Annotated in this window: 17 protein-coding genes; 7 read left to right on the top strand and 10 right to left on the bottom strand. The window is 70.6% G+C overall.

What is annotated here, in order from left to right; translation table 11 throughout:
* Positions 1-30 precede the first annotated feature (30 nt).
* On the bottom strand, positions 31-642 hold the full coding sequence (gene rpsD, locus OG898_RS24260) for a 30S ribosomal protein S4 (RefSeq protein ID WP_008740451.1): 612 nt from the start codon (positions 640-642) through the stop codon (positions 31-33).
* A gap of 55 nt (positions 643-697) precedes the next feature.
* Here rpsD and OG898_RS24255 point away from each other — a divergent pair, with 55 nt between their 5' ends.
* Positions 698-1588: a DUF2470 domain-containing protein gene (locus OG898_RS24255; RefSeq protein ID WP_266959187.1), complete on the top strand. Its 891-nt coding sequence runs from the start codon at positions 698-700 to the stop codon at positions 1586-1588.
* A 4-nt stretch (positions 1589-1592) separates the two neighbouring features.
* On the opposite strand, the gene OG898_RS24250 is transcribed toward OG898_RS24255, so the two are convergent.
* The 3 genes from OG898_RS24250 to OG898_RS24240 form a co-directional block, all read right to left on the bottom strand.
* A complete protein-coding gene (locus OG898_RS24250; protein ID WP_250744732.1) occupies positions 1593-2300 on the bottom strand; it encodes an HNH endonuclease family protein in 708 nt (235 codons plus the stop codon).
* Positions 2301-2449: 149 nt separating this feature from the next.
* On the bottom strand, positions 2450-3805 hold the full coding sequence (locus tag OG898_RS24245; RefSeq protein WP_250744731.1) for a replication-associated recombination protein A: 1356 nt from the start codon (positions 3803-3805) through the stop codon (positions 2450-2452).
* Between the two features lie 53 nt (positions 3806-3858).
* Positions 3859-4479 carry a vitamin K epoxide reductase family protein gene (locus tag OG898_RS24240; RefSeq protein WP_250744730.1) on the bottom strand — a complete coding sequence of 207 codons (621 nt, stop codon included), beginning with the start codon at positions 4477-4479 and terminating at the stop codon, positions 3859-3861.
* 136 nt (positions 4480-4615) lie between these two features.
* On the opposite strand from OG898_RS24240, the gene OG898_RS24235 reads away from it, so the two are divergent.
* Genes OG898_RS24235 through OG898_RS24220 form a run of 4 tightly spaced genes read left to right on the top strand, consistent with a single transcriptional unit; the run spans position 4616 to position 8214 of the window.
* Positions 4616-5494, top strand: coding sequence for an ABC transporter ATP-binding protein (locus OG898_RS24235; RefSeq protein WP_266959186.1), 879 nt, complete (start codon positions 4616-4618; stop codon positions 5492-5494).
* Positions 5491-6372 carry an ABC transporter permease gene (locus OG898_RS24230; RefSeq protein WP_250744728.1) on the top strand — a complete coding sequence of 294 codons (882 nt, stop codon included), beginning with the start codon at positions 5491-5493 and terminating at the stop codon, positions 6370-6372. The genes OG898_RS24235 and OG898_RS24230 overlap by 4 nt, the downstream gene beginning before the upstream one ends.
* Positions 6348-7568 (top strand): sensor histidine kinase, encoded by a 1221-nt coding sequence (locus tag OG898_RS24225; protein ID WP_266959183.1) that lies wholly within the window; start codon positions 6348-6350, stop codon positions 7566-7568. The genes OG898_RS24230 and OG898_RS24225 overlap by 25 nt, the downstream gene beginning before the upstream one ends.
* Positions 7569-7581: 13 nt before the next feature.
* Positions 7582-8214, top strand: coding sequence for a response regulator transcription factor (locus OG898_RS24220; RefSeq protein WP_266959181.1), 633 nt, complete (start codon positions 7582-7584; stop codon positions 8212-8214).
* A 114-nt stretch (positions 8215-8328) separates the two neighbouring features.
* Here the strand turns inward: OG898_RS24220 and hisS are convergent, their stop codons facing one another.
* The gene (gene hisS, locus OG898_RS24215; RefSeq protein WP_250744725.1) at positions 8329-9588 is read right to left on the bottom strand and encodes a histidine--tRNA ligase; all 1260 of its coding nucleotides are present in this window, start codon (positions 9586-9588) and stop codon (positions 8329-8331) included.
* Positions 9589-9598: 10 nt separating this feature from the next.
* Positions 9599-10309 (bottom strand): MBL fold metallo-hydrolase, encoded by a 711-nt coding sequence (locus OG898_RS24210; RefSeq protein WP_250744724.1) that lies wholly within the window; start codon positions 10307-10309, stop codon positions 9599-9601.
* 153 nt (positions 10310-10462) lie between these two features.
* Between OG898_RS24210 and OG898_RS24205 the strand changes: the two genes are divergently transcribed.
* The gene (locus tag OG898_RS24205) at positions 10463-11245 is read left to right on the top strand and encodes a peptidylprolyl isomerase (RefSeq protein WP_250744723.1); all 783 of its coding nucleotides are present in this window, start codon (positions 10463-10465) and stop codon (positions 11243-11245) included.
* A gap of 209 nt (positions 11246-11454) precedes the next feature.
* Complete coding sequence (locus OG898_RS24200) at positions 11455-12684, top strand: DUF349 domain-containing protein (RefSeq protein WP_266959178.1); 1230 nt, start codon at positions 11455-11457, stop codon at positions 12682-12684.
* Between the two features lie 82 nt (positions 12685-12766).
* On the opposite strand, the gene OG898_RS24195 is transcribed toward OG898_RS24200, so the two are convergent.
* The 4 genes from OG898_RS24195 to secD form a co-directional block, all read right to left on the bottom strand.
* A complete protein-coding gene (locus tag OG898_RS24195; protein WP_250744721.1) occupies positions 12767-15202 on the bottom strand; it encodes a bifunctional (p)ppGpp synthetase/guanosine-3',5'-bis(diphosphate) 3'-pyrophosphohydrolase in 2436 nt (811 codons plus the stop codon).
* Positions 15203-15475: 273 nt separating this feature from the next.
* Entirely contained in the window at positions 15476-16030 is a 555-nt protein-coding gene (locus OG898_RS24190; protein ID WP_243334256.1) for an adenine phosphoribosyltransferase, read from the bottom strand.
* Positions 16027-17079: a protein translocase subunit SecF gene (gene secF, locus OG898_RS24185; RefSeq protein ID WP_266959177.1), complete on the bottom strand. Its 1053-nt coding sequence runs from the start codon at positions 17077-17079 to the stop codon at positions 16027-16029. Before secF ends, OG898_RS24190 begins: the two co-directional genes overlap by 4 nt.
* Before the next feature lie 3 nt (positions 17080-17082).
* A complete protein-coding gene (gene secD / locus OG898_RS24180) occupies positions 17083-18870 on the bottom strand; it encodes a protein translocase subunit SecD (RefSeq protein WP_250744719.1) in 1788 nt (595 codons plus the stop codon).
* Positions 18871-18924: the final 54 nt, after the last annotated feature.

The raw sequence follows: 18924 nt of genomic DNA, 5'->3' as shown, positions 1-18924 counted from the left end.
TGTGAGGCTACGTCCGCTGGTGTTGCTCGATCAGCGGGCGTAGTACTCGACGACGAGCTGCTCGTCGCAGATGACCGGAATTTCCTTGCGGTTCGGGTCGCGGTCCAGGCGGAAGGCCAGGGCCTTCAGGTTGACCTGCAGGTAACGCGGGGTTTCGCCCTCGCCTGCGTAGCCACCCTCACGGGCAACCTGGAACGGAACCTTCTCGCGGCTGCGCTCGCGCACCGTGATGACGTCGTCCGGACGGACGCGGAACGACGGCTTGTCGACCTTGTCGCCGTTGACCTCGATGTGGCCGTGAACGACCATCTGGCGAGCCTGGTAGATGGTGCGGGCGATGCCCGAACGCAGAACCAGGGCGTCGAGGCGACGCTCGAGCTCGACGACCAGCGCCTCGCCCGTCTTGCCTTCGGCCTTCTTGGCGCGGTCGTACGCGCGGGCCATCTGACGCTCAGAGATGTCGTACTGAGCGCGCAGACGCTGCTTCTCCAGCAGACGAACCTTGTAGTCCGAGTTCTGCTTGCGGCCACGGCCGTGCTCGCCCGGCGGGTAGGGGCGGGCCTCGAAGTACTTGACGGCCTTCGGGGTCAGCGCAATGCCGAGGGCACGCGACTTCTTGACCTTGGGTCGCTTCTGGTTCACGTGGAACCTACCTCCATGTAAGTTAGGTGAGGCTTACCTTAGCGAGGAGGACGTAATGTCTCGACCACATGGGATCCCCCTGCCCAGTGCGCACCGAAGTTCAGATCCAAACGAAACAGGATCTGCTTTCGGCGACGATAAGCAAGGTCAGCCGCGTCCCAGGGAAGGCGTTCGGCAGCTCACCGGAGCCGAACGCGTACGAACCCTCGTAGAGTCCAACGCCTCAGTATCCCTCACGCTCCCGGGTGCTTATGACCGGGAGGAGCTCGGGACAGGGCTGCCGGCCGCAAGGACCGTCACCCCGGACGGGGACGTGATTCTCCTGGTATCAGGGGAATCCGCGGCTGCCAGGGCAGCCGCTCACGCCCAGGACGACGACCTCACCGCCGTGATCGAGATCACGGATGTGGCGCCGGTGTCCGTGCCCCATCGTATCCGAGGCCGCGCCTGGCTCGCCGGGTGGCTCACGCCGGTGCGCGGAGCCGCCGACCGGGCGGCCTGCGCGGCGCTGCTGGCGGAGCGGCACCCGGTCGGAGAGCTCCTCGGCCTGACCGAGTCGCTCGACGCCCCGCCCGCCGGCCGGCCCGCGTGGATGCTGCTGCGCCTGGAGGTAGGCGAGATCTCGGTGGACGACCTGTGGGGCGCCGAGCACGTGGACCCGGAGCTGCTGGCCGCGGCCGAGCCCGACCCGATGGTGGCCCACGAGACGGAGCTCCTCCAGCACCTGGCCTCTTCGCACGGAGACCGGATGGGTGATCTGTGCGGCCTGCTGGGCAGCCGGGAGACGGCGGACCTCGTCGCGGTCCCCCTCGCCCTGGACCGGCTGGGCCTGCGCGTGCGCTTCACCCGCGGCGCCACCGCCTTCGACGCCCGCTTCGACTTCCCGGAGCCGGTGACCGACGTCTGCGGCCTGCGCCGGGCCATGAGCACCCTGTTCGCCGGCTGAACCGCTACGGGCAGGTGCCGAGCATCTCGTCCAGCGCCTGCTTCTCCGGAGGGGTCACGGAGAGCCCGTACTTCGCCTTGATCCCCGTGTACCGCCGCGCGTACTCGCACCAGTAGCCCTTCTGGGGCGGCTTCCACTTGTCCGCGGTCTTGCTGCTCTTGTCGTAGTTCGTCTGCTTGTCCACGGCGAGCAGCACGTCCAGGTCGTTGGCGTACTCCAGGCGCCGCTGCGGGGTCCAGGCGTACGCGCCCCCGCGCCAGGCGGCGCCGAGGGCGACGACGTGGTCGGTCTGGATCTGCGAGGCGCGGCGGTAGTAATAGGGGAGCTCCTTCCCCGTGTACGGGTCCTTCAGCACTCCGGAGAGCACGACGCAGGGGTTCCTGTCGCCCTCGCGCAGCTCCCGGAGGTCCCGGCGCAGGACGTCGTCGCGGGTGTCGCACCCGTTGCGGCCACCGATGGCGTCGGTCTCGTCGGACCAGTACTTGCCGAAGTTCTCGCGCTTGTACGTCTCCCAGTTCTTGCCCCACTCGACCCTGAGCTTGCCCAGCTGGGTCTTGGCGGTGGCCGGGGCGGGCGGGAACCCGGCGCTCGCGAGGGGGACCTGGGCGACGAGTGCGGCGGCGCTGGCCTGCGCCCCGTCGCCGTCCGCGTGGTGGCACCCACTGAGCAGCAGTACTGCCGTCACGGCGATGAGCAAAGCCCGGCGTCCCATGGCCGGAGCCTAGGCCCGGTTTCCCCGCCCCGCAGCGCCGACACGACACCGCTGCGCGGGGCGAGGTCCCGGCCTCAGCCGAATTCAGCCCCGCCGTCGTTTGAGGCGCGGGGGTCCGGGGGCGGAGCCCCCGGGAACGGCGCCGCAGGTTACGACCCGGCGCCCCGGAGCCGCTCGCGGACCTTTTCCACCACGTCCGCGTAGCGGGCTTCGGCCCCGTACCGGGTCGGCTCGTAGTAGCGCTTGCCGTGCACCGCATCCGGCGCGTACTGCTGCGCGGCAATCGCGCCGGGCACGTCGTGCGGGTACACGTACCCCACCGCGTGCCCCAGCTTCGCCGCGCCCTTGTAGTGCCCGTCCCGGAGGTGCGCCGGCACGGTCCCCGCCAGCCCCGCCCGGACATCGGCCAGCGCCGCGCCGATCGCCGTCGTCGCGGTGTTCGACTTCGGGGCCAGCGCCAGCGCGATCGTCACGTGCGACAGCGTGAGCGAGGCCTCCGGGAAGCCGATCATCGCCACGGCCTGGGCGGCCGCCACCGCGAGGGGCAGGGCCGTCGGGTCGGCCAGCCCGATGTCCTCGCTCGCCGAGATCATCAGCCGGCGGGCGATGAACCGGGGGTCCTCCCCCGCTTCGATCATGCGTGCCAGATAGTGCAGCGCCGCGTCCACGTCCGAGCCCCGGATCGACTTGATCAGCGCGCTGGCCACGTCGTAGTGCTGGTCGCCGTCGCGGTCGTACTTCACCGCGGCCCGGTCGACGGCCTCCTCCACCGTCTGGAGGGTGATCTCCGCCTCGCCCTTGGCGATCGCCGAGCCCGCCCCCGCCTCCAGCGCCGTCAGCGCCCGCCGCGCGTCGCCGCCGGCGATCCGCAGCAGGTGCGCCTCGGCGTCCGCCGGCAGGGTGACCGCGCCGCCGAGGCCCCGCTCCTCCGTCAGCGCCCGGTGCATCAGGGCGCTCAGGTCCTCGTCCGTCAGCGGTTCCAGCGTCAGCAGCAGGGAGCGCGACAGCAGCGGGGAGATGATCGAGAAGTACGGGTTCTCCGTGGTTGCGGCGATCAGCGTGACCCAGCGGTTCTCCACGGCCGGCAGCAGCGAGTCCTGCTGCGCCTTGCTGAAGCGGTGGATCTCGTCGAGGAAGAGGACCGTGTCCTTGCCGTACCCGCCGGCCGCCCGCTTGGCGCCCTCGATGACGGCCCGTACTTCCTTCACGCCGGCGGTGATCGCGGACAGCTCGACGAACCGCTTCTTCGTCGCCTGGCTCACCACGTACGCGAGCGTGGTCTTCCCGATGCCCGGCGGGCCCCACAGGATCACCGAGGAGGCACCGGCGGGACCGCCCGCCCCGTCCCCGACGAGCCGCCTGAGCGGGGAGCCGGGCTTCAGCAGGTGCTGCTGACCGACGACCTCGTCCAGGGTGCGCGGGCGCATCCGGACGGCGAGCGGAGAACTGGAGGGGTCCTTCGCCTGGCGGTCTTCGGCGGCTGCGGTGAAGAGGTCTGGTTCCACACCGGAAGCCTATGCGAGGCCACCGACACTCCCGCCCGCCCGGCCGGCCGGGCTCAGGAGGTCCAGAAGTCCCACCAGCGGGTCAGGATCAGCATGCCGATGATCCCGATGTGCAGGACGGGCAGCACCCAGGTGAACTCGTCGAAGAGGCCGCGCAGCCAGCCGGGGGCCGGCAGCATCCGGTTGCGGACGTTGTGCGAGGTCACGTACCAGAACATGACGATGGTGGCGACCCAGGCCAGGGAGCACCACAGGCACAGCGAGTTGATGTTGTAGAGCGACTGGTACATCAGCCACATGCAGAAGCCGACGCCGAAGAGCATCCCGGCGTTCAGGGTGAGCCAGTACCAGCGCGGGAAACGCGCCCGCGCGAGCAGGCTCATGCCGACGCACACGACGATGCCGTAGGCGACCAGCCCCAGCATCGGGTTCGGGAACCCGAAGACGGACGCCTGGTCGCTCTTCATGATGTTGCCGCAGGAGACGATCGGGTTGAGGCTGCAGCCCGGGACGAAGTCCGGGTCCTCCAGCAGCTTGAACTTGTCGATCGTGATGACCCAGGCGGCGAGCAGTCCCGCGGCTCCCGTGATCACCAGCAGCAGGGCGAGCGCCCGGCTGCCGCCGACGGCCGTCCGCGGCTCGGCGGTGTCCGTATCGGTCCCTCGTGTCGTCATCCCGCCCGCTCCACATCTGCAAGGTCACCAAGCACCGGCCATTGTGCCGTACCCGACCGCTGTCCACCGTTCGACGGACAGCAGGAGGTACGCACGGGGGGACCGGTGGCCGGGCTTCCGCCACACCATGGGAGACATGACACAGAACGCGGTGGAAGTACGGGGGCTCCGCAAGCAGTACGGCGAAGTCACCGCGGTGGACGGACTGGACCTGACGATCCGGCGGGGCGAGGTCTTCGGCCTCCTGGGGCCCAACGGCGCCGGCAAGAGCACCACGGTGGAAATACTCCAGGGGCACCGGGAGCGGGACGGCGGCGAGGTGCTCGTCCTCGGCGCGGACCCCGCGACCGCCGGCCGGGCCTGGCGCTCGCGCGTCGGCATCGTCTGGCAGGACGAGTCGGCGCCCGCCGAACTGACGGTACGGGAGACGGTCGAGCACTTCGCCCGCTACTACCCGGCCCCGCGCGATCCGGCCGAGGTGATCGCCCTGGTCGGTCTGGAGGAAAAGCGCGGCCACCGGCTCAAGAGCCTCTCCGGCGGGCAGCGGCGCCGCCTCGACGTGGCGCTCGGGGTGATCGGCGACCCCGAACTGCTGCTCCTGGACGAGCCCACGACCGGCTTCGACCCGGCGGCCCGGCGGCAGTTCTGGGACCTGATCCGGCTGCTGTCCGACTCGGGCACCACCATCGTGCTCACCACCCACTACCTGGAGGAGGCCGAGGCCCTCGCCGACCGGCTCGCGGTCATCGCCCGCGGCAAGGTCGTGGCCGAGGGCGAACCGGCCGCGCTGCGCGCCCGGCTCGGGACCGGCGCCACCGTCGAGTGGACGGACCGGGACGGCAGCCCGCGCAGCGCCGCCACCGAGACGCCCACCCGTACGGTCGCCGAACTGGCCGCCCGCTTCGACGGGGAGGTCCCGGACCTGAGGATCACCCGCCCCACCCTGGAGGACGTGTACCTGCGCCTCACGGGCCAGCTCGACCCGAACACGACGCGGCAGGAGGAGTCCCGATGAGCACGGAGACCGGTACGGGCAAGACCACGGGCACGCGGACGCGCGCGGGCACGGGAACCGGCACGGGCGGGGCCGGGGCGCTGCCCGGTGCCTGGTCCCTCGGCGTGAGCCGCGGAGTGCTGGAGATCCGGCAGTTCGTCCGCCAGCGCGACGCGGTGATCTTCACCTTCGCCTTCCCCATCGTCTTCCTCGCGCTCTTCGCCTCGATCTTCAGCGAGGGCATGGAGGGCACCGGGGTCACCGCCTCCCAGATGTACGCGGCCGGCATGGTCGCCGCCGGCATCATGTCCACCAGCTTCCAGTCCCTCGGCATCTCCATCGCCGTCGAACGCGACGAGAAGGTGCTGCGCCGGCTGCGCGGGACCCCGATGCCGCCGGCGGCGTACTTCCTCGGCAAGGTGTGGATGGTGCTGGCCACCGGCCTCGCCGAGACCGCGATCCTGCTGCTGGTCGGCTCCACCCTGTTCGACCTCGATCTGCCGACGTCCGCCTCCAAGTGGCTGACCTTCGCCTGGATCTTCACCCTCGGCCTGGCCGGCTGCGCCCTGCTCGGCATCGCCATCAGCAGCCTGCCCAAGTCCGGCAAGAGCGCCAGCTCGGTCGTGGTCCTGCCGTTCCTGATCCTGCAGTTCATCTCGGGCGTCTTCATCCCCGTCCACCAGATCCCGGACTGGCTGCTGAACATCGGTGCGCTGTTCCCGCTCAAGTGGATGTGCCAGGGGCTGCGCGGGGTGTTCCTGCCGGAGTCCGCGGCCGTTCTCGAACAGGCCGGCGGCTGGGAGTATGGGCGGGTCGCCCTGGTCCTGGGTGCCTGGGTCGTGGGGGGTCTGGTCCTGTGTCTGATGACCTTCAAGTGGAAGAACCGCCGCGACGGCTGACCGCCTTCGCCAAGGCGGCCGGGGCGCGCGAGTCCCACGTCTGGGACCGCGCGTTCGGGCCGTGGATCCTCTACTTCGCGGTCGTGTGGGTCGCGACCGCGGCCTTCGTCCTCGGCGCGGACTTCCCCGCACTGCCGTACCGGGTCCTCGCCGTGAGCCTGCTCGCCCTCCTGGTCCCCTGGTTCCTCCGCGCCGGACGCCCGCTGCTCGTGCAGGAGCCCGGCGCCGAACCGCGCTCGTCCGCCCGATACCTGGGTGTGGCGCTGGCCCTCTTCCTGCCCGCCGCCTCCCTCGTCGGCGAGACCCGGCTGATCACCTTCGCCCTCGCCCCGCAGTGCTTCATGCTGCTGCCCCTGCGGCGCGCGATCGGCGCGGTGGGCCTGGTGTCGCTGCTGCCGGTGGCCGGCTGGGCCCTGGTGTGGCGGCCGGAGGGGAGCCACGTCTTCGTGAGCGCGATCAGTGCGCTCGTCACCTTCGCCTTCTCCGCCTTCTTCGGCGCCTGGACCGTCCGGATCATCGAGCAGAGCCAGGACCGGGCCTCCCTCATCGCGGAACTCGACGCCAGCCGGGAGGAGGTGGCCCGGCTCTCCGCCGAACGCGGCGCCCACGCCGAAAGGGAACGCATGTCCCGCGAGATCCACGACACCCTCGCCCAGGGCTTCACCAGTCTGCTGATGCTCGTACAGGCCGTGCAGTCGGAGCTGGACACCGATCCGGAGCGGGCCCGGCACCATCTGGAGCTGATGGCCGTCACCGCCCGGCAGAACCTGGCCGAGGCCCGCGCCCTGGTGGCGGGCGGCGCGCCCGCGGATCTCGACGGCGGTTCGCTGCCCGACGCGGTACGACGCCTCGCGGCCCGGCACGATCCGCCGGCGGCCGTCTCGGTGACGGGGGAGGTCCGGCCGCTGGCCGCGGTCCTGGAGGTGGTGGCCCTGCGCTCCTGCCAGGAGTCCCTGTCGAACGCCGCCAAGCACGCCGGACCGCGGGCGCGCTGCGCGGTGTCCCTCGCGTACGGCGGTTGCGAACTGACCCTCACGGTCCGGGACACCGGCCGGGGCTTCGACCCGTCGGCCCCCGCACCGGGCTACGGCCTGCGGGGCCTGTTCGCCCGCGCGGCCGAGGTGGGCGGCACGGCGGCGGTCGACAGCGCCGCCTCGGCCGGCACCACCGTCACCGTCACCCTCCCGATCCGCTGAGGAGCCGTACGAGATGATCCGCATCCTGCTGGCCGACGACCACCCGGTGGTACGGGAGGGGCTGCGCGGCATGCTCAGCGCCGAACCGGACCTGGAGGTCGTCGCGGAGGCCTCGAACGGCCCCCAGGCGGAGGCACTGGCCGCGCGGCTGGTCCCCGAAGGCGGCCTGGACCTGATCCTGATGGACCTGCGGATGCCGGGCGGCGACGGAGTCGAATCGATCGCCCGCATCACGGCGGCGCGGCTGCCGGTACGGGTGGTGGTGCTGACCACCTACGAGGAGGACCGGGACATCCTGCGGGCGGTGGAGGCGGGGGCGGCGGGCTACCTGCTGAAGGACATGGCGCGGGCGGAACTGGCGGCCGCGGTCCGGGCGGCCGTGCGCGGCGAGACGGTCCTCGCCCCGACGGTGGCCGGCCGCCTGGTCGACCGGCTCCGCACCCGCCCGTCGCTGCCGCGGCTCTCGGAGCGCGAGGTGGCGGTGCTCCGCCTGGTCGCGGAGGGCGCGACCAATGCCGAGATCGGCCGCCGCCTGTTCGTGGCGGAGTCCACGGTCAAGACGCACATGCTGCGCATCTTCGGAAAGCTGGAGGTCACGGACCGCACGGCGGCGGTCACCACGGCCATGCGGCACGGCCTGCTGTAGCGGCGCGTTCCAGCCCCGCCGGCGTTCGAGGCGCGGGGTCCGGGGCGGAGCCCCGGGAAACGGCGAAAGGGCGGGGCGGGGAGAAGACCCCACCCCGCCCCCCAGTGGAACCGGTCAGGCCAGGCGCGCCTTGACCGTAGCCACCACGTCGGCGACAGCCACCGGCGTCTGCTCCCCGGACTGCATGTCCTTCAGCTGGACCACGCCCTCTTCGAGGTCACGGTCCCCCGCGACCACCGCGAAGCGGGCCCCGCTCCGGTTCGCGTCCTTCATCGCACCCTTGAGGCCCTTGCCCCCGTAGGAGATGTCCGCCGCGACACCGGCCCGCCGCAGCTCGGTCACCAGACCGAACAGCACCGGCTTCGCCGCACCGAGCGCCACCGCGAAGACGGAGGTCGCGGACGGGATGTCCAGTTCGACCCCCTCCGCCTCGAGCGCCAGCACCGTACGGTCGACGCCCAGCGCCCAGCCCACCGAAGGCAGCGCCGGTCCGCCGATCATCTCGGAGAGGCCGTCGTAGCGGCCGCCGCCGCCCACCGCGGACTGGGAGCCCAGACCGTCGTGGACGAACTCGAAGGTGGTGCGGGTGTAGTAGTCCAGGCCGCGCACGAGCTTCTCGTCGTCCTCGAAGGCGACCCCGGCCGCCGTCACCAGCGCCCGCACCTCCTCGTGGTACGCCTTGCAGGCGTCGCAGAGGTAGTCGCGCAGCATCGGGGCGCCGACGAGCTGCTTCTGCACGTCGGCCCGCTTGTCGTCGAGCACGCGCAGCGGGTTGATCTCGGCCCGTCGCACGGTCTCCGCGTCGAGGTCGAGCCCGCGCAGGAAGGCCTGGAGGGCCTCCCGGTACACCGGGCGGCACTCCTTGTCGCCGAGCGAGTTCAGCAGGATGCGGAAGTTGCGCAGCCCCAGCGAGCGGTACGCCTGGTCGGCCAGGATGATCAGCTCGGCGTCCAGGGCCGGGTCCTCGGCTCCGATCGCCTCGGCGCCGACCTGGGAGAAGTGGCGGTAGCGGCCCGCCTGGGCCCGCTCGTAGCGGTAGTAGGAGCCGGAGTACCAGAGCTTGACGGGCAGGCCGCCGAGCTTGTGCAGGTTGCCCTGCAGGGCGGCGCGGAGCACGGAGGCGGTGCCCTCGGGGCGCAGGGCGAGCTGGTCGCCGCCCTTCGTGGTGAGGGTGTACATCTCCTTGCTGACGATGTCGGTGGACTCGCCGACGCCGCGCGAGAAGAGCTCGACGTTCTCGAAGCCGGGGGTCTCCACGTATCCGTAGCCGGAGTTCTTCAGGGGCGCGGAGATCGCCTCGCGCACCGCCAGGAAGGTCGCAGAGCGGGGCGGCAGCAGGTCGTACGTGCCCTTGGGGGCCTGAAAAGTACTCACGAAACTCTCGTCACATTCCTCGTCGTGGAGACGTGAAACCGTCTCCCAGGCCGGCGGCCACCTGCCGCAGGTACGGGTTGGTGGCTCGCTCACGGCCAATGGTCGTGTGCTCGTTGTGTCCGGGCAGCACCACGGTCGAATCGTCGAGCGGCAGGCACACGCGGGCCAGCGATTCGAGCATGTCGGCGTGGCTGCCGCCGGGGAAGTCGGTACGCCCGATGGAGCCGGCGAAGAGCAGGTCGCCCGAGAACAGCAGCGGCGGGATGTCCGCCGCCTCGGGCATCCCGAAGGTCACCGACCCCCTGGTATGCCCGGGGGCGTGCGACACGGTGAGCTCCATGCCGGCCAGGGCGAGCTTCGCGCCGTCCGTCAGTTCCTTGACGTCGGAGGGCTCCCCCACCGTGAGCTCGCCCATGAGCTGGGCTCCGAGGGAACGGCCGAGGGCCTTCTCCGGGTCGCTCATCATGAAGCGGTCCTCGGGGTGGATCCAGGCCGGTACGTCGTGTGCTCCGCACACCGGGACCACCGAGGCCACATGATCGATGTGGCCATGGGTGAGGACGACCGCGACGGGCTTGAGCCGATGCTTCTTCAGCGTCTCTTCGACACCCTGGGTGGCCTGGTGGCCCGGGTCGATGATGACGCACTCCTCACCGGCGGCGGGGGCGACCACGTAACAGTTGGTCCCCCAGGCCCCGGCGGGGAATCCGGCAATCAGCACGTTCGTCCTCAATCGTCGTCCGGCGGGAGGCTGCAGATCGGAATGCTGCTGCTCAGAGCCTACCGGCGCCGCTCATTACACAGCGAACCCATATACGGTACGGCCTAACCCAGCCCGGACAGTGGTACCAGATACGCACAAGGAGACGACCCGGTGGTCACGAGCGATCAGCGGCGGCGCCAGCTCGCCAGGGAGAAGTACGAACGCCAGCAGAAGCGGCGTGCCGAAGCGCGGCAGAAGTCGCGCAGGCGGCTCGCCGTGATCGGTGCGGCGGTGGCCGTGGTCGTGGCGACGCTGGTCGGCCTCGTGGCCGGCGGTGTCTTCGACAAGGACAAGAAGGACGAGGCGGCCGATCCGGCCGCGACCCCTTCGGCCTCGCCCACCCCGCAGCAGTCCCCCTCCCCGGCGATGGCGATCGACGCCAAGGCGAAGTACACCTTCGACCTGAAGACCAGCGCGGGCGACGTCAAGTTCGAGATGGACGCGGCGAAGACCCCGCAGACGGTCAACTCGTTCAAGTCGCTCGCCGACAAGAACTTCTTCGACAACACCAAGTGCCACCGCCTGACGACGAGCGGGATCTTCGTCCTGCAGTGCGGCGACCCGCAGGGCACCGGCATGGGCGGCCCCGGCTACACCATCGCGGACGAGAACCTCGACTCGCTGGGCAAGCCCAACGAGACGGGCCAGGTCATCTACCCGGCGGGCACGGTGGCGATGGCCAACACCGGCAAGCCCGGCTCGGGCGGCAGCCAGTTCTTCCTCGTCTACAAGGACAGCCCGCTCACCCCGACGTACACCCCCTTCGGCAAGATCGACGCGGCCGGTCTGAAGGTGCTCGAAGAGGTGGCCAAGGCGGGCACCGCCGACGGCCAGCAGGACGGGGCCCCCAAGACCCCCGTGACCATCGAGAAGGGCACCGTCACCCAGAACTGACCGGGACCGGGCGCCCCGGGCCCGGGCTGTCTCCTCGATTTCCTCGACGGCGCTCCGGTACGGCGATATTCCGTCGTGCTGGATGCGGACAGCCGGCCCGGCGGTCGCCTATGTTGGCGTTGTGCAGGGCGGGCGCGGCCCGCCCCAGGAAACTGTGGACGATGCCCAGGGGGTGAACCCCTCGCAAGGCATCAGGTGGAGGAGGCGCTGTGAGCAGCGACCCGTGGGGCCGAGTCGACGAGACCGGCACCGTGTACGTGCGTACTGCCGATGGCGAGAAGGTCGTCGGCTCGTGGCAGGCCGGCACCCCGGAGGAGGCCCTGGCCTACTTCGAGCGCAAGTACGAGGGCCTGGTGGTCGAGATCGGCCTCCTCGAACGACGGGTGCGGACCACCGATCTGGCCGCCAAGGACGCCCAGACGGCCATCGAGCACCTGCGCACGCAGGTGGACGAGCACCACGCCGTCGGCGACCTCGACGCGCTGCGCGTCCGGCTCGACAAGCTGGTGAAGACCGTGGACTCGCGCCGCGAGGAGCGCAAGGTCCAGAAGGCCAAGCAGACGGACGAGGCCCGTACGGCCAAGGACGCGCTGGTGGCCGAGGCCGAGGAGCTGGCGCAGAGCGACCAGTGGCGCAGTGCCGGCGAGCGGCTGCGGGCCCTGGTGGACATCTGGAAGGGTCTGCCCCGCCTCGACCGCAAGTCGGACGACGAGCTGTGGCACCGCTTCTCGCACGCCCGCTCCGCCTTCTCCAAGCGCCGCAAGGCCCACTTCGCCTCGCTCGACGCGCAGCGCGAGGACGCCCGCAAGGTCAAGGAGAAGCTGGTCGCGGAGGCCGAGTCGCTGTCGAAGTCGACCGACTGGGGTCCGACGGCCGCGCGCTACCGCGAGCTGATGGAGAGCTGGAAGGCCGCGGGCCGCGCGCAGCGCGAGTCCGAGGACGACCTGTGGAACCGTTTCCGCGGCGCCCAGGACGTGTTCTTCGCGGCGCGCAGCGAGGTCTTCGCGGAGCGCGACGCGGAGCAGGTGGAGAACCTGAAGCTGAAGGAGGAGCTGGCCGACGAGGCCGAGAAGCTCGTCCCGATCACGGACCTGAAGGCGGCCCGCGCCGCGTTCCGCTCCCTGAACGAGCGCTGGGAGGCCATCGGCCACGTACCGCGGGACGCGCGTCCCAAGGTCGAGGGGCGGATGCACACCGTCGAGCGGGCCATCCAGGAGGCCGAGGAAGGCGAGTGGCGCCGTACGAACCCGGAGGCGCGGGCCCGTGCGGCCGGTCTGACGGGCCAGCTGCAGGCGGCGGTCGACAAGCTGCGCGGCCAGATCGACACGGCGCGCGCGCAGGGCAACAACTCCAAGGCCGACAAGCTGTCCCGTGAGCTGGAGGGCCGTCAGGCCCTGCTGGACCAGGCGCTGAAGGGTCTCGAGGAGTTCGGCGGCTGATCTCCCGGCCGCCCAGCACGCGGGAGGGCCCCGGTACGCACTGCGTACCGGGGCCCTCCCGTTTCTGTTTCCTGCGGTACCGCTACGGCCTGCGGGCCGAGGTCACGCGGTAGACGTCGTAGACGCCCTCGACGCCCCGTACGGCCTTCAGGACGTGGCCCAGGTGCTTCGGGTCGCCCATCTCGAAGGTGAACCGGGAGGTGGCGACGCGGTCACGCGAGGTCTGCACGGCCGCCGACAGGATGTTCACGTGCTGGTCCGACAGGACGCGGGTGACGTCCGACAGCAGCCGGGACCGGTCCAGCGCCTCGACCTGGATGGCGACCAGGAAGACGGAGGACTGGGTGGGCGCCCACTCGACCTCCAGCATCCGCTCGGGCTGCTGGGAGAGGGAGTCCACGTTGACGCAGTCGGCACGGTGAACCGATACGCCGCTGCCGCGGGTGACGAACCCGATGATGGGGTCGCCCGGCACCGGGGTGCAGCAGCGGGCCAGCTTGACCCACACGTCCTCGACGCCCTTGACGACCACGCCGGGGTCGGCGTTGCCGCGGCGGGTGCTGCGGCCGCGGGCGGGCGGGATGCTGTCCTCGATGTCCTCGTTGGCCGCGTCCTCGCCGCCGAGGGCCTGGACCAGCTTCTGGACGACGTTCTGCGCGGTGACGTGGCCCTCGCCGATCGCCGCGTAGAGCGAGGAGATGTCGGGGTAGCGCATCTCGTGCGCGAGGGTGACGAGGGAGTCCCCGGTCAGGATGCGCTGGATCGGCAGGTTCTGCTTGCGCATGGCCCGCGCGATGGCGTCCTTGCCGTGTTCGATCGCCTCGTCGCGGCGCTCCTTGGAGAACCAGGCGCGGATCTTGTTGCGGGCCCGCGGGGACTTGACGAAGCCCAGCCAGTCACGGGACGGGCCGGCGCCCTCGGCCTTGGAGGTGAAGACCTCGACCAGGTCGCCGTTGTCGAGGGTCGATTCGAGCGGTACGAGCCGCCCGTTGACCCGCGCCCCTATGGTCCGGTGGCCGACCTCGGTGTGGACGGCGTACGAGAAGTCGACGGGGGTGGCCCCGGCCGGCAGGGCGATGACGTCACCCTTGGGCGTGAAGACGAAGACCTCGTTGCGCGAGAGGTCGAAGCGCAGGGAGTCGAGGAACTCGCTCGGGTCCTCGGTCTCCTTCTGCCAGTCCAGCAGCTGGCGCAGCCAGGCCATGTCGTTGACGGTGTCGTGGCCCGCGGTGCCCTTGGCCGCCTGCGGCACGTCCGTGCGTACCTTCGAGGCGCCGGCGACGGTCTGCTGCTTGTACTTCCAGTGCGCGGCGATGCCGTACTCGGCACGGCGGTGCATGTCGAAGGTGCGGATCTGGAGCTCCACGGGCTTGCCGCTGGGTCCGATGACCGTCGTGTGGAGCGACTGGTACATGTTGAACTTCGGCATCGCGATGTAGTCCTTGAACCGGCCGGGGACCGGGTTCCATCGCGCGTGCACGGTGCCGAGGGCGGCGTAGCAGTCCCGGACGGTGTCGACGAGGACCCGGATGCCGACCAGGTCGTAGATCTCGGCGAAGTCGCGGCCGCGCACGATCATCTTCTGGTAGACGCTGTAGTAGTGCTTGGGGCGCCCGGTGACGGTGGCCTTGATGCGGGCGGCCCGGAGGTCGGCCTGCACCTCGTCGGTGACGACGGTGAGGTACTCGTCGCGCTTGGGGGCCCTTTCGGCCACCAGCCGCACGATCTCGTCGTACATCTTGGGGTAGAGGATCGCGAAGGCGAGGTCCTCCAGCTCCCACTTGATGGTGTTCATGCCCAGCCGGTGCGCCAGCGGGGCGTAGATCTCAAGGGTCTCGCGGGCCTTCTTCTCCTGCTTCTCCCGCTTGAGGTAGCGCATGGTGCGCATGTTGTGCAGGCGGTCGGCGAGCTTGATGACCAGGACCCGGGGGTCCTTGGCCATGGCCACGACCATCTTGCGGACGGTCTCGGCCTGGGCGGCCTCGCCGAACTTGACGCGGTCGAGCTTGGTGACTCCGTCGACGAGCAGGGTCACCGCGTCGCCGAAGTCGCGCCGCAGGTCCTCCAGCCCGTACTCGGTGTCCTCGACGGTGTCGTGGAGCAGCCCCGCCATCAGGGTGGCCGGGTCCATGCCCAGCTCGGCGAGGATCGTGGTCACCGCGAGCGGGTGGGTGATGTACGGGTCGCCGCTCTTGCGCTTCTGGCCGCGGTGCCAGCGCTCGGCGACCTGGTACGCCTGCTCGATCTGGCGCAGGGTGGCCGTCTCGATCTTCGGGTCGTTGCTGCGGACTATGCGGAGCAGCGGTTCCAGGACCGGGTTGTACGGGTTGGTCTTCTGGACGCCGAGGCGGGCCAGCCGGGCGCGCACCCGATTGGAGGACCCGGCCGACTTCGCGGACGCGGGCTTGACCGGCGGGGCCGGCGGCGCCGGCGGGGGCGTGGCGGCGGCCGCCGCGGCCGGCTGCTCGGGCTGCGGGTCGGGCTGCGCGGCAGAGATTGGCTGGACCTCGTCTGGCAAGAGCGCTCCTCAGCGGTTCCGGTACCCGTGTCCGGTCCGGGTAACCCATCGTAGCGAGGGTTCCGCCACCCCGTTCCCCGAGTCCACCCCGACTCGTACCCGGCCCGGCCATATCCAGCCCGTCCGGCGTTCGAGGACCGGGGTCCGGGGCGGAGCCCCGGGGAACGGGCGAAGGGCGGGTAGGGGACACGGCCCCGCGCAGCGGCCCGCACACGCCGAAGCGGGCGTGCTCCGGGAGTCCCCGGTGCACGCCCGCTTCGTAGGGCAGCGTGGTCAGACCACGATCAGCGCGTCGAGCGGAGCATCGCCCAGCGTCGGCGCCAGCCGCTCACGGCCCGGAAGGAACGAGAGCTCCATCAGGACCGCGACCCCGGCGACCTCCGCCCCGGCCCGCCGGATCAGCTCCAGCGAGGCGGCCGCGGTGCCACCGGTGGCGAGCACGTCGTCGATGACCATGACCCGGTCGTCGGCGCACAGCGCCTCCGCGTGGATCTCGATCTCCGCCGACCCGTACTCCAGGTCGTAGGACTGCAGGAGCGTCGCCCCGGGCAGTTTCCCGGCCTTGCGGACCGGCACGAAGCCGATGCCCGCCTGTACGGCCACCGGAGCCGCCAGGATGAATCCCCGCGCCTCCAGCCCGACGATCTTCGTCGCTCCGTACTGCCCGGCCAGGGCCACCAGCGCGTCCGTGAGGGCGCCGAACGCCTTCGGGTCGGCCAGCAGCGGGGTGATGTCCTTGAACATCACGCCCGGCTTCGGGTAGTCCGCCACGTCCGTGATCCGGCTGAGCAGCAGGTCCCGTACGCCGGAGGGCAGCTCCGCGGTCACCGGCGGCGTCCCGAACGGCCCTGCGCCACTACCTCCGGCGCGTCCTCGGTGCCGGCGCCCTCGGGCGCCTCGCCCCTGGCCTCGGCCGACGCCCGCTTGGCGAGCACCCGCTTCTTCAGGGCCTTCATCGCCGGCTCGCGCTCCTTCAGGTCCACGACCAGCGGGGTCGCGATGAAGATCGACGAGTAGGCGCCGGCCGCGAGGCCGACGAACAGCGACAGCGAGATGTCGTTCAGCATGCCGGCGCCCAGGAAGCCGCCACCGATGAAGAGCAGCGCCCCGACGGGGAGCAGTGCCACGACGGTGGTGTTGATCGAGCGGACCAGGGTGCCGTTGATGCTGCGGTTGGCGACCTCGCTGTAGGTCCAGCGGGTCTGCTTGGTGATGTCCTTCGAGCCCTCCTTGAGACCGTCGAAGACGACGACGGTGTCGTAGAGGGAGTAACCGAGGATGGTCAGCAGACCGATGACCGTACCCGGGGTGACCTCGAAGCCGACCAGCGCGTACACGCCGACGGTGATGGTGAGGTCGTGGATCAGCGCGATGAGCGCCGCGATCGCCATCCGCCACTCGAAGGCGATGGCCAGGTAGATCACCACGAGGACCATGAACACGCCGAGGCCGGTCCACGCCTTGTTGGCGATCTGCTCGCCCCAGCTGGGGCCGACCAGGTCCGCGTTGATCTGAGCCGCGTCCATCTTGAAGTCGGTGGCGAGCTTCGCCTTCACGTCGGCCGCGGCGTTGGTGTCCAGATCCGAGATCTGGATGCGCAGGGCACCGGTACCGAGCTTCTGGACGACCGCGTCATGGCCGGAGGCCTTCTCCGCGACCTCGCGGGCGTGGGTCTCCGAGATGGAGGACTTCGGGGTGGTGAAGACGGCACCACCCTTGAACTCGATGCCCATGTTGAGGCCCTGAACGGCCAGGGCCACGATCGCCGTGATGGTGATCAGGATGGACACGCCGTACCAGACGAAGCGCTTGCCGACGAAGTCGTAGCCGACCTCACCCCGGTACAGCTTGGCGCCGAGATCTCCGAGCTTCGACATCTCTCACGCCTCCTTTGCGTCGACGGGAACGGAGACGGTCGCGGCGGTCGCGTCGGAGCCGGTACGACGCGAGCGTCGCAGCGGCGGCTTGGCGCCCAGTCGCTTCGGGTCCAGCCCGGACCACGGGTGACCGCTGGCGAAGAAGTTCGTGCGGGCCAGCAGCGTCATGACGGGCTTGGTGAAGAGGAACACCACGACCACGTCGAGCAGGGTGGTCAGACCCAGGGTGAAGGCGAAGCCCTGCACCTTGCCGACGGTGACGATGAACAGCACCGCGGCGGCCAGGAACGACACGAAGTCGGAGACCAGGATGGTGCGACGGGCGCGCGGCCAGGCGCGCTCGACGGCCGGACGCAGGGTGCGGCCCTCGCGGATCTCGTCACGGATGCGTTCGAAGTACACGATGAACGAGTCCGCGGTGATGCCGATCGCGACGATCGCACCGCAGACGGCCGGCAGGTTCAGTGCGAAGCCGATGCCCTTGCCGAGCAGCGCCATGATCGTGTAGGTCAGGATGCCGGAGACGATGAGGCTGATGATGGCGACGAACGCCAGGCCCCGGTAGTACGCCAGCAGGTAGATCACGACGAGGGCGAGGCCGATGGCACCGGCGATGAGGCCGGCCTTCAGCTGCTCGCCGCCGAGCGCGGCGGAGACGGTGGTGACGCTGTCCTCCTGGAAGGACAGCGGCAGGGCGCCGTACGAGAGCATGTTGCCCAGGTCCATCGCGGACTGCTGGGTGAAGCCGCCGGAGATCTCGGCGTTGCCGCCGGTCAGCGCCTGGCTGACGGACGGGTCGGAGATGACCTCGCCGTCGAGCACGATGGCGAACTGGTTCTGCGGGGCCTGCTTGGCAGCGAGCTCACCGGTGATCTTGGCGAACTTGTCGGCGCCCTTGTCGGTGAACTGCATCGTGACGATCCAGATGCCGCGCTGCTGGTCGATGATGCCCTTGGCGTCCTTGACGTCCGTACCGGCGACCTGCGCCGGACCGAGCACCCACTTGCCCCAGGCGTCGCCGCGCTTGCCACAGGCGAGCGTCGGGTCCTCGGGCTTCACGTTCTTGCTGACGGCGGTGCGCTGCGCCTCGTTGCTGCAGTCCAGCGCGGCGAACTTCGCCTGCAGGTCCGCGGCTGCGGCCTGCTCGGCGGTCGGCGCGGACGGCGACGTGGAGGGGGTGGCCTTGTCGTCTGCCTTCTTCGACTCGCTCGCCGAGGGCGAGGGAGAGGGGGCGTTCGGGGCCTTGAGGGCCTCGCTGACCGCACGGCCCTGGGAAGTGGCGCTGGACGACGGGGTGGGCGCACCGGCGGACGGGCTGCCGGAGCCGCTCGGGGCGGCGCTCGGGGAGCCGCTCGGGTTGGCCTCGGGGGCGACCGGGGCACCATCCGCCGTGGCGAGCACGGGGCGGAAGTAGAGCTGGGCGGTGGTGCCGACCTGATCGCGCGCCTGCTGCTCGTTCGTCCCCTTGGGGATGTTCACGATGATGTGGTCTTGGCCCTGCTTCTGGACCTCGGCCTCGGAGACGCCGAGACCGTTGACGCGGCGTTCGATGATGCCGATCGCCGTGTTCATGTTGGTCTCGTTGATCGCGTCCGGCTTGCCGGGCTCGCTCTTGGCCTTGAGCGTGATGCTCGTACCGCCTGCGAGGTCGATGCCGAGTCGCGGCGTCGTCTGCTTCGTGAGGAACATCCCCGCGGTGAGCGCCACCATCGCGATCAGGATGATGGCCAGGGCACGCCCCGGCCTCCCCTGAGCCCCCGTGGGCCGCCGGCCCTTCTTCGGTGCTGCCACCTTGTCGTATCTCCCTGTCCAACCGCCCCGCGCCGGGTCAGCGCGTGGACGGCC

It is taken from the genome of Streptomyces sp. NBC_00193, from assembly GCF_026342735.1.
Taxonomy (GTDB): Bacteria; Actinomycetota; Actinomycetes; order Streptomycetales; family Streptomycetaceae; genus Streptomyces; species Streptomyces stoeckheimensis.
Note: the sequence above shows the minus strand (reverse complement) of the source record. Positions and strands in the feature narration are given on the sequence as shown.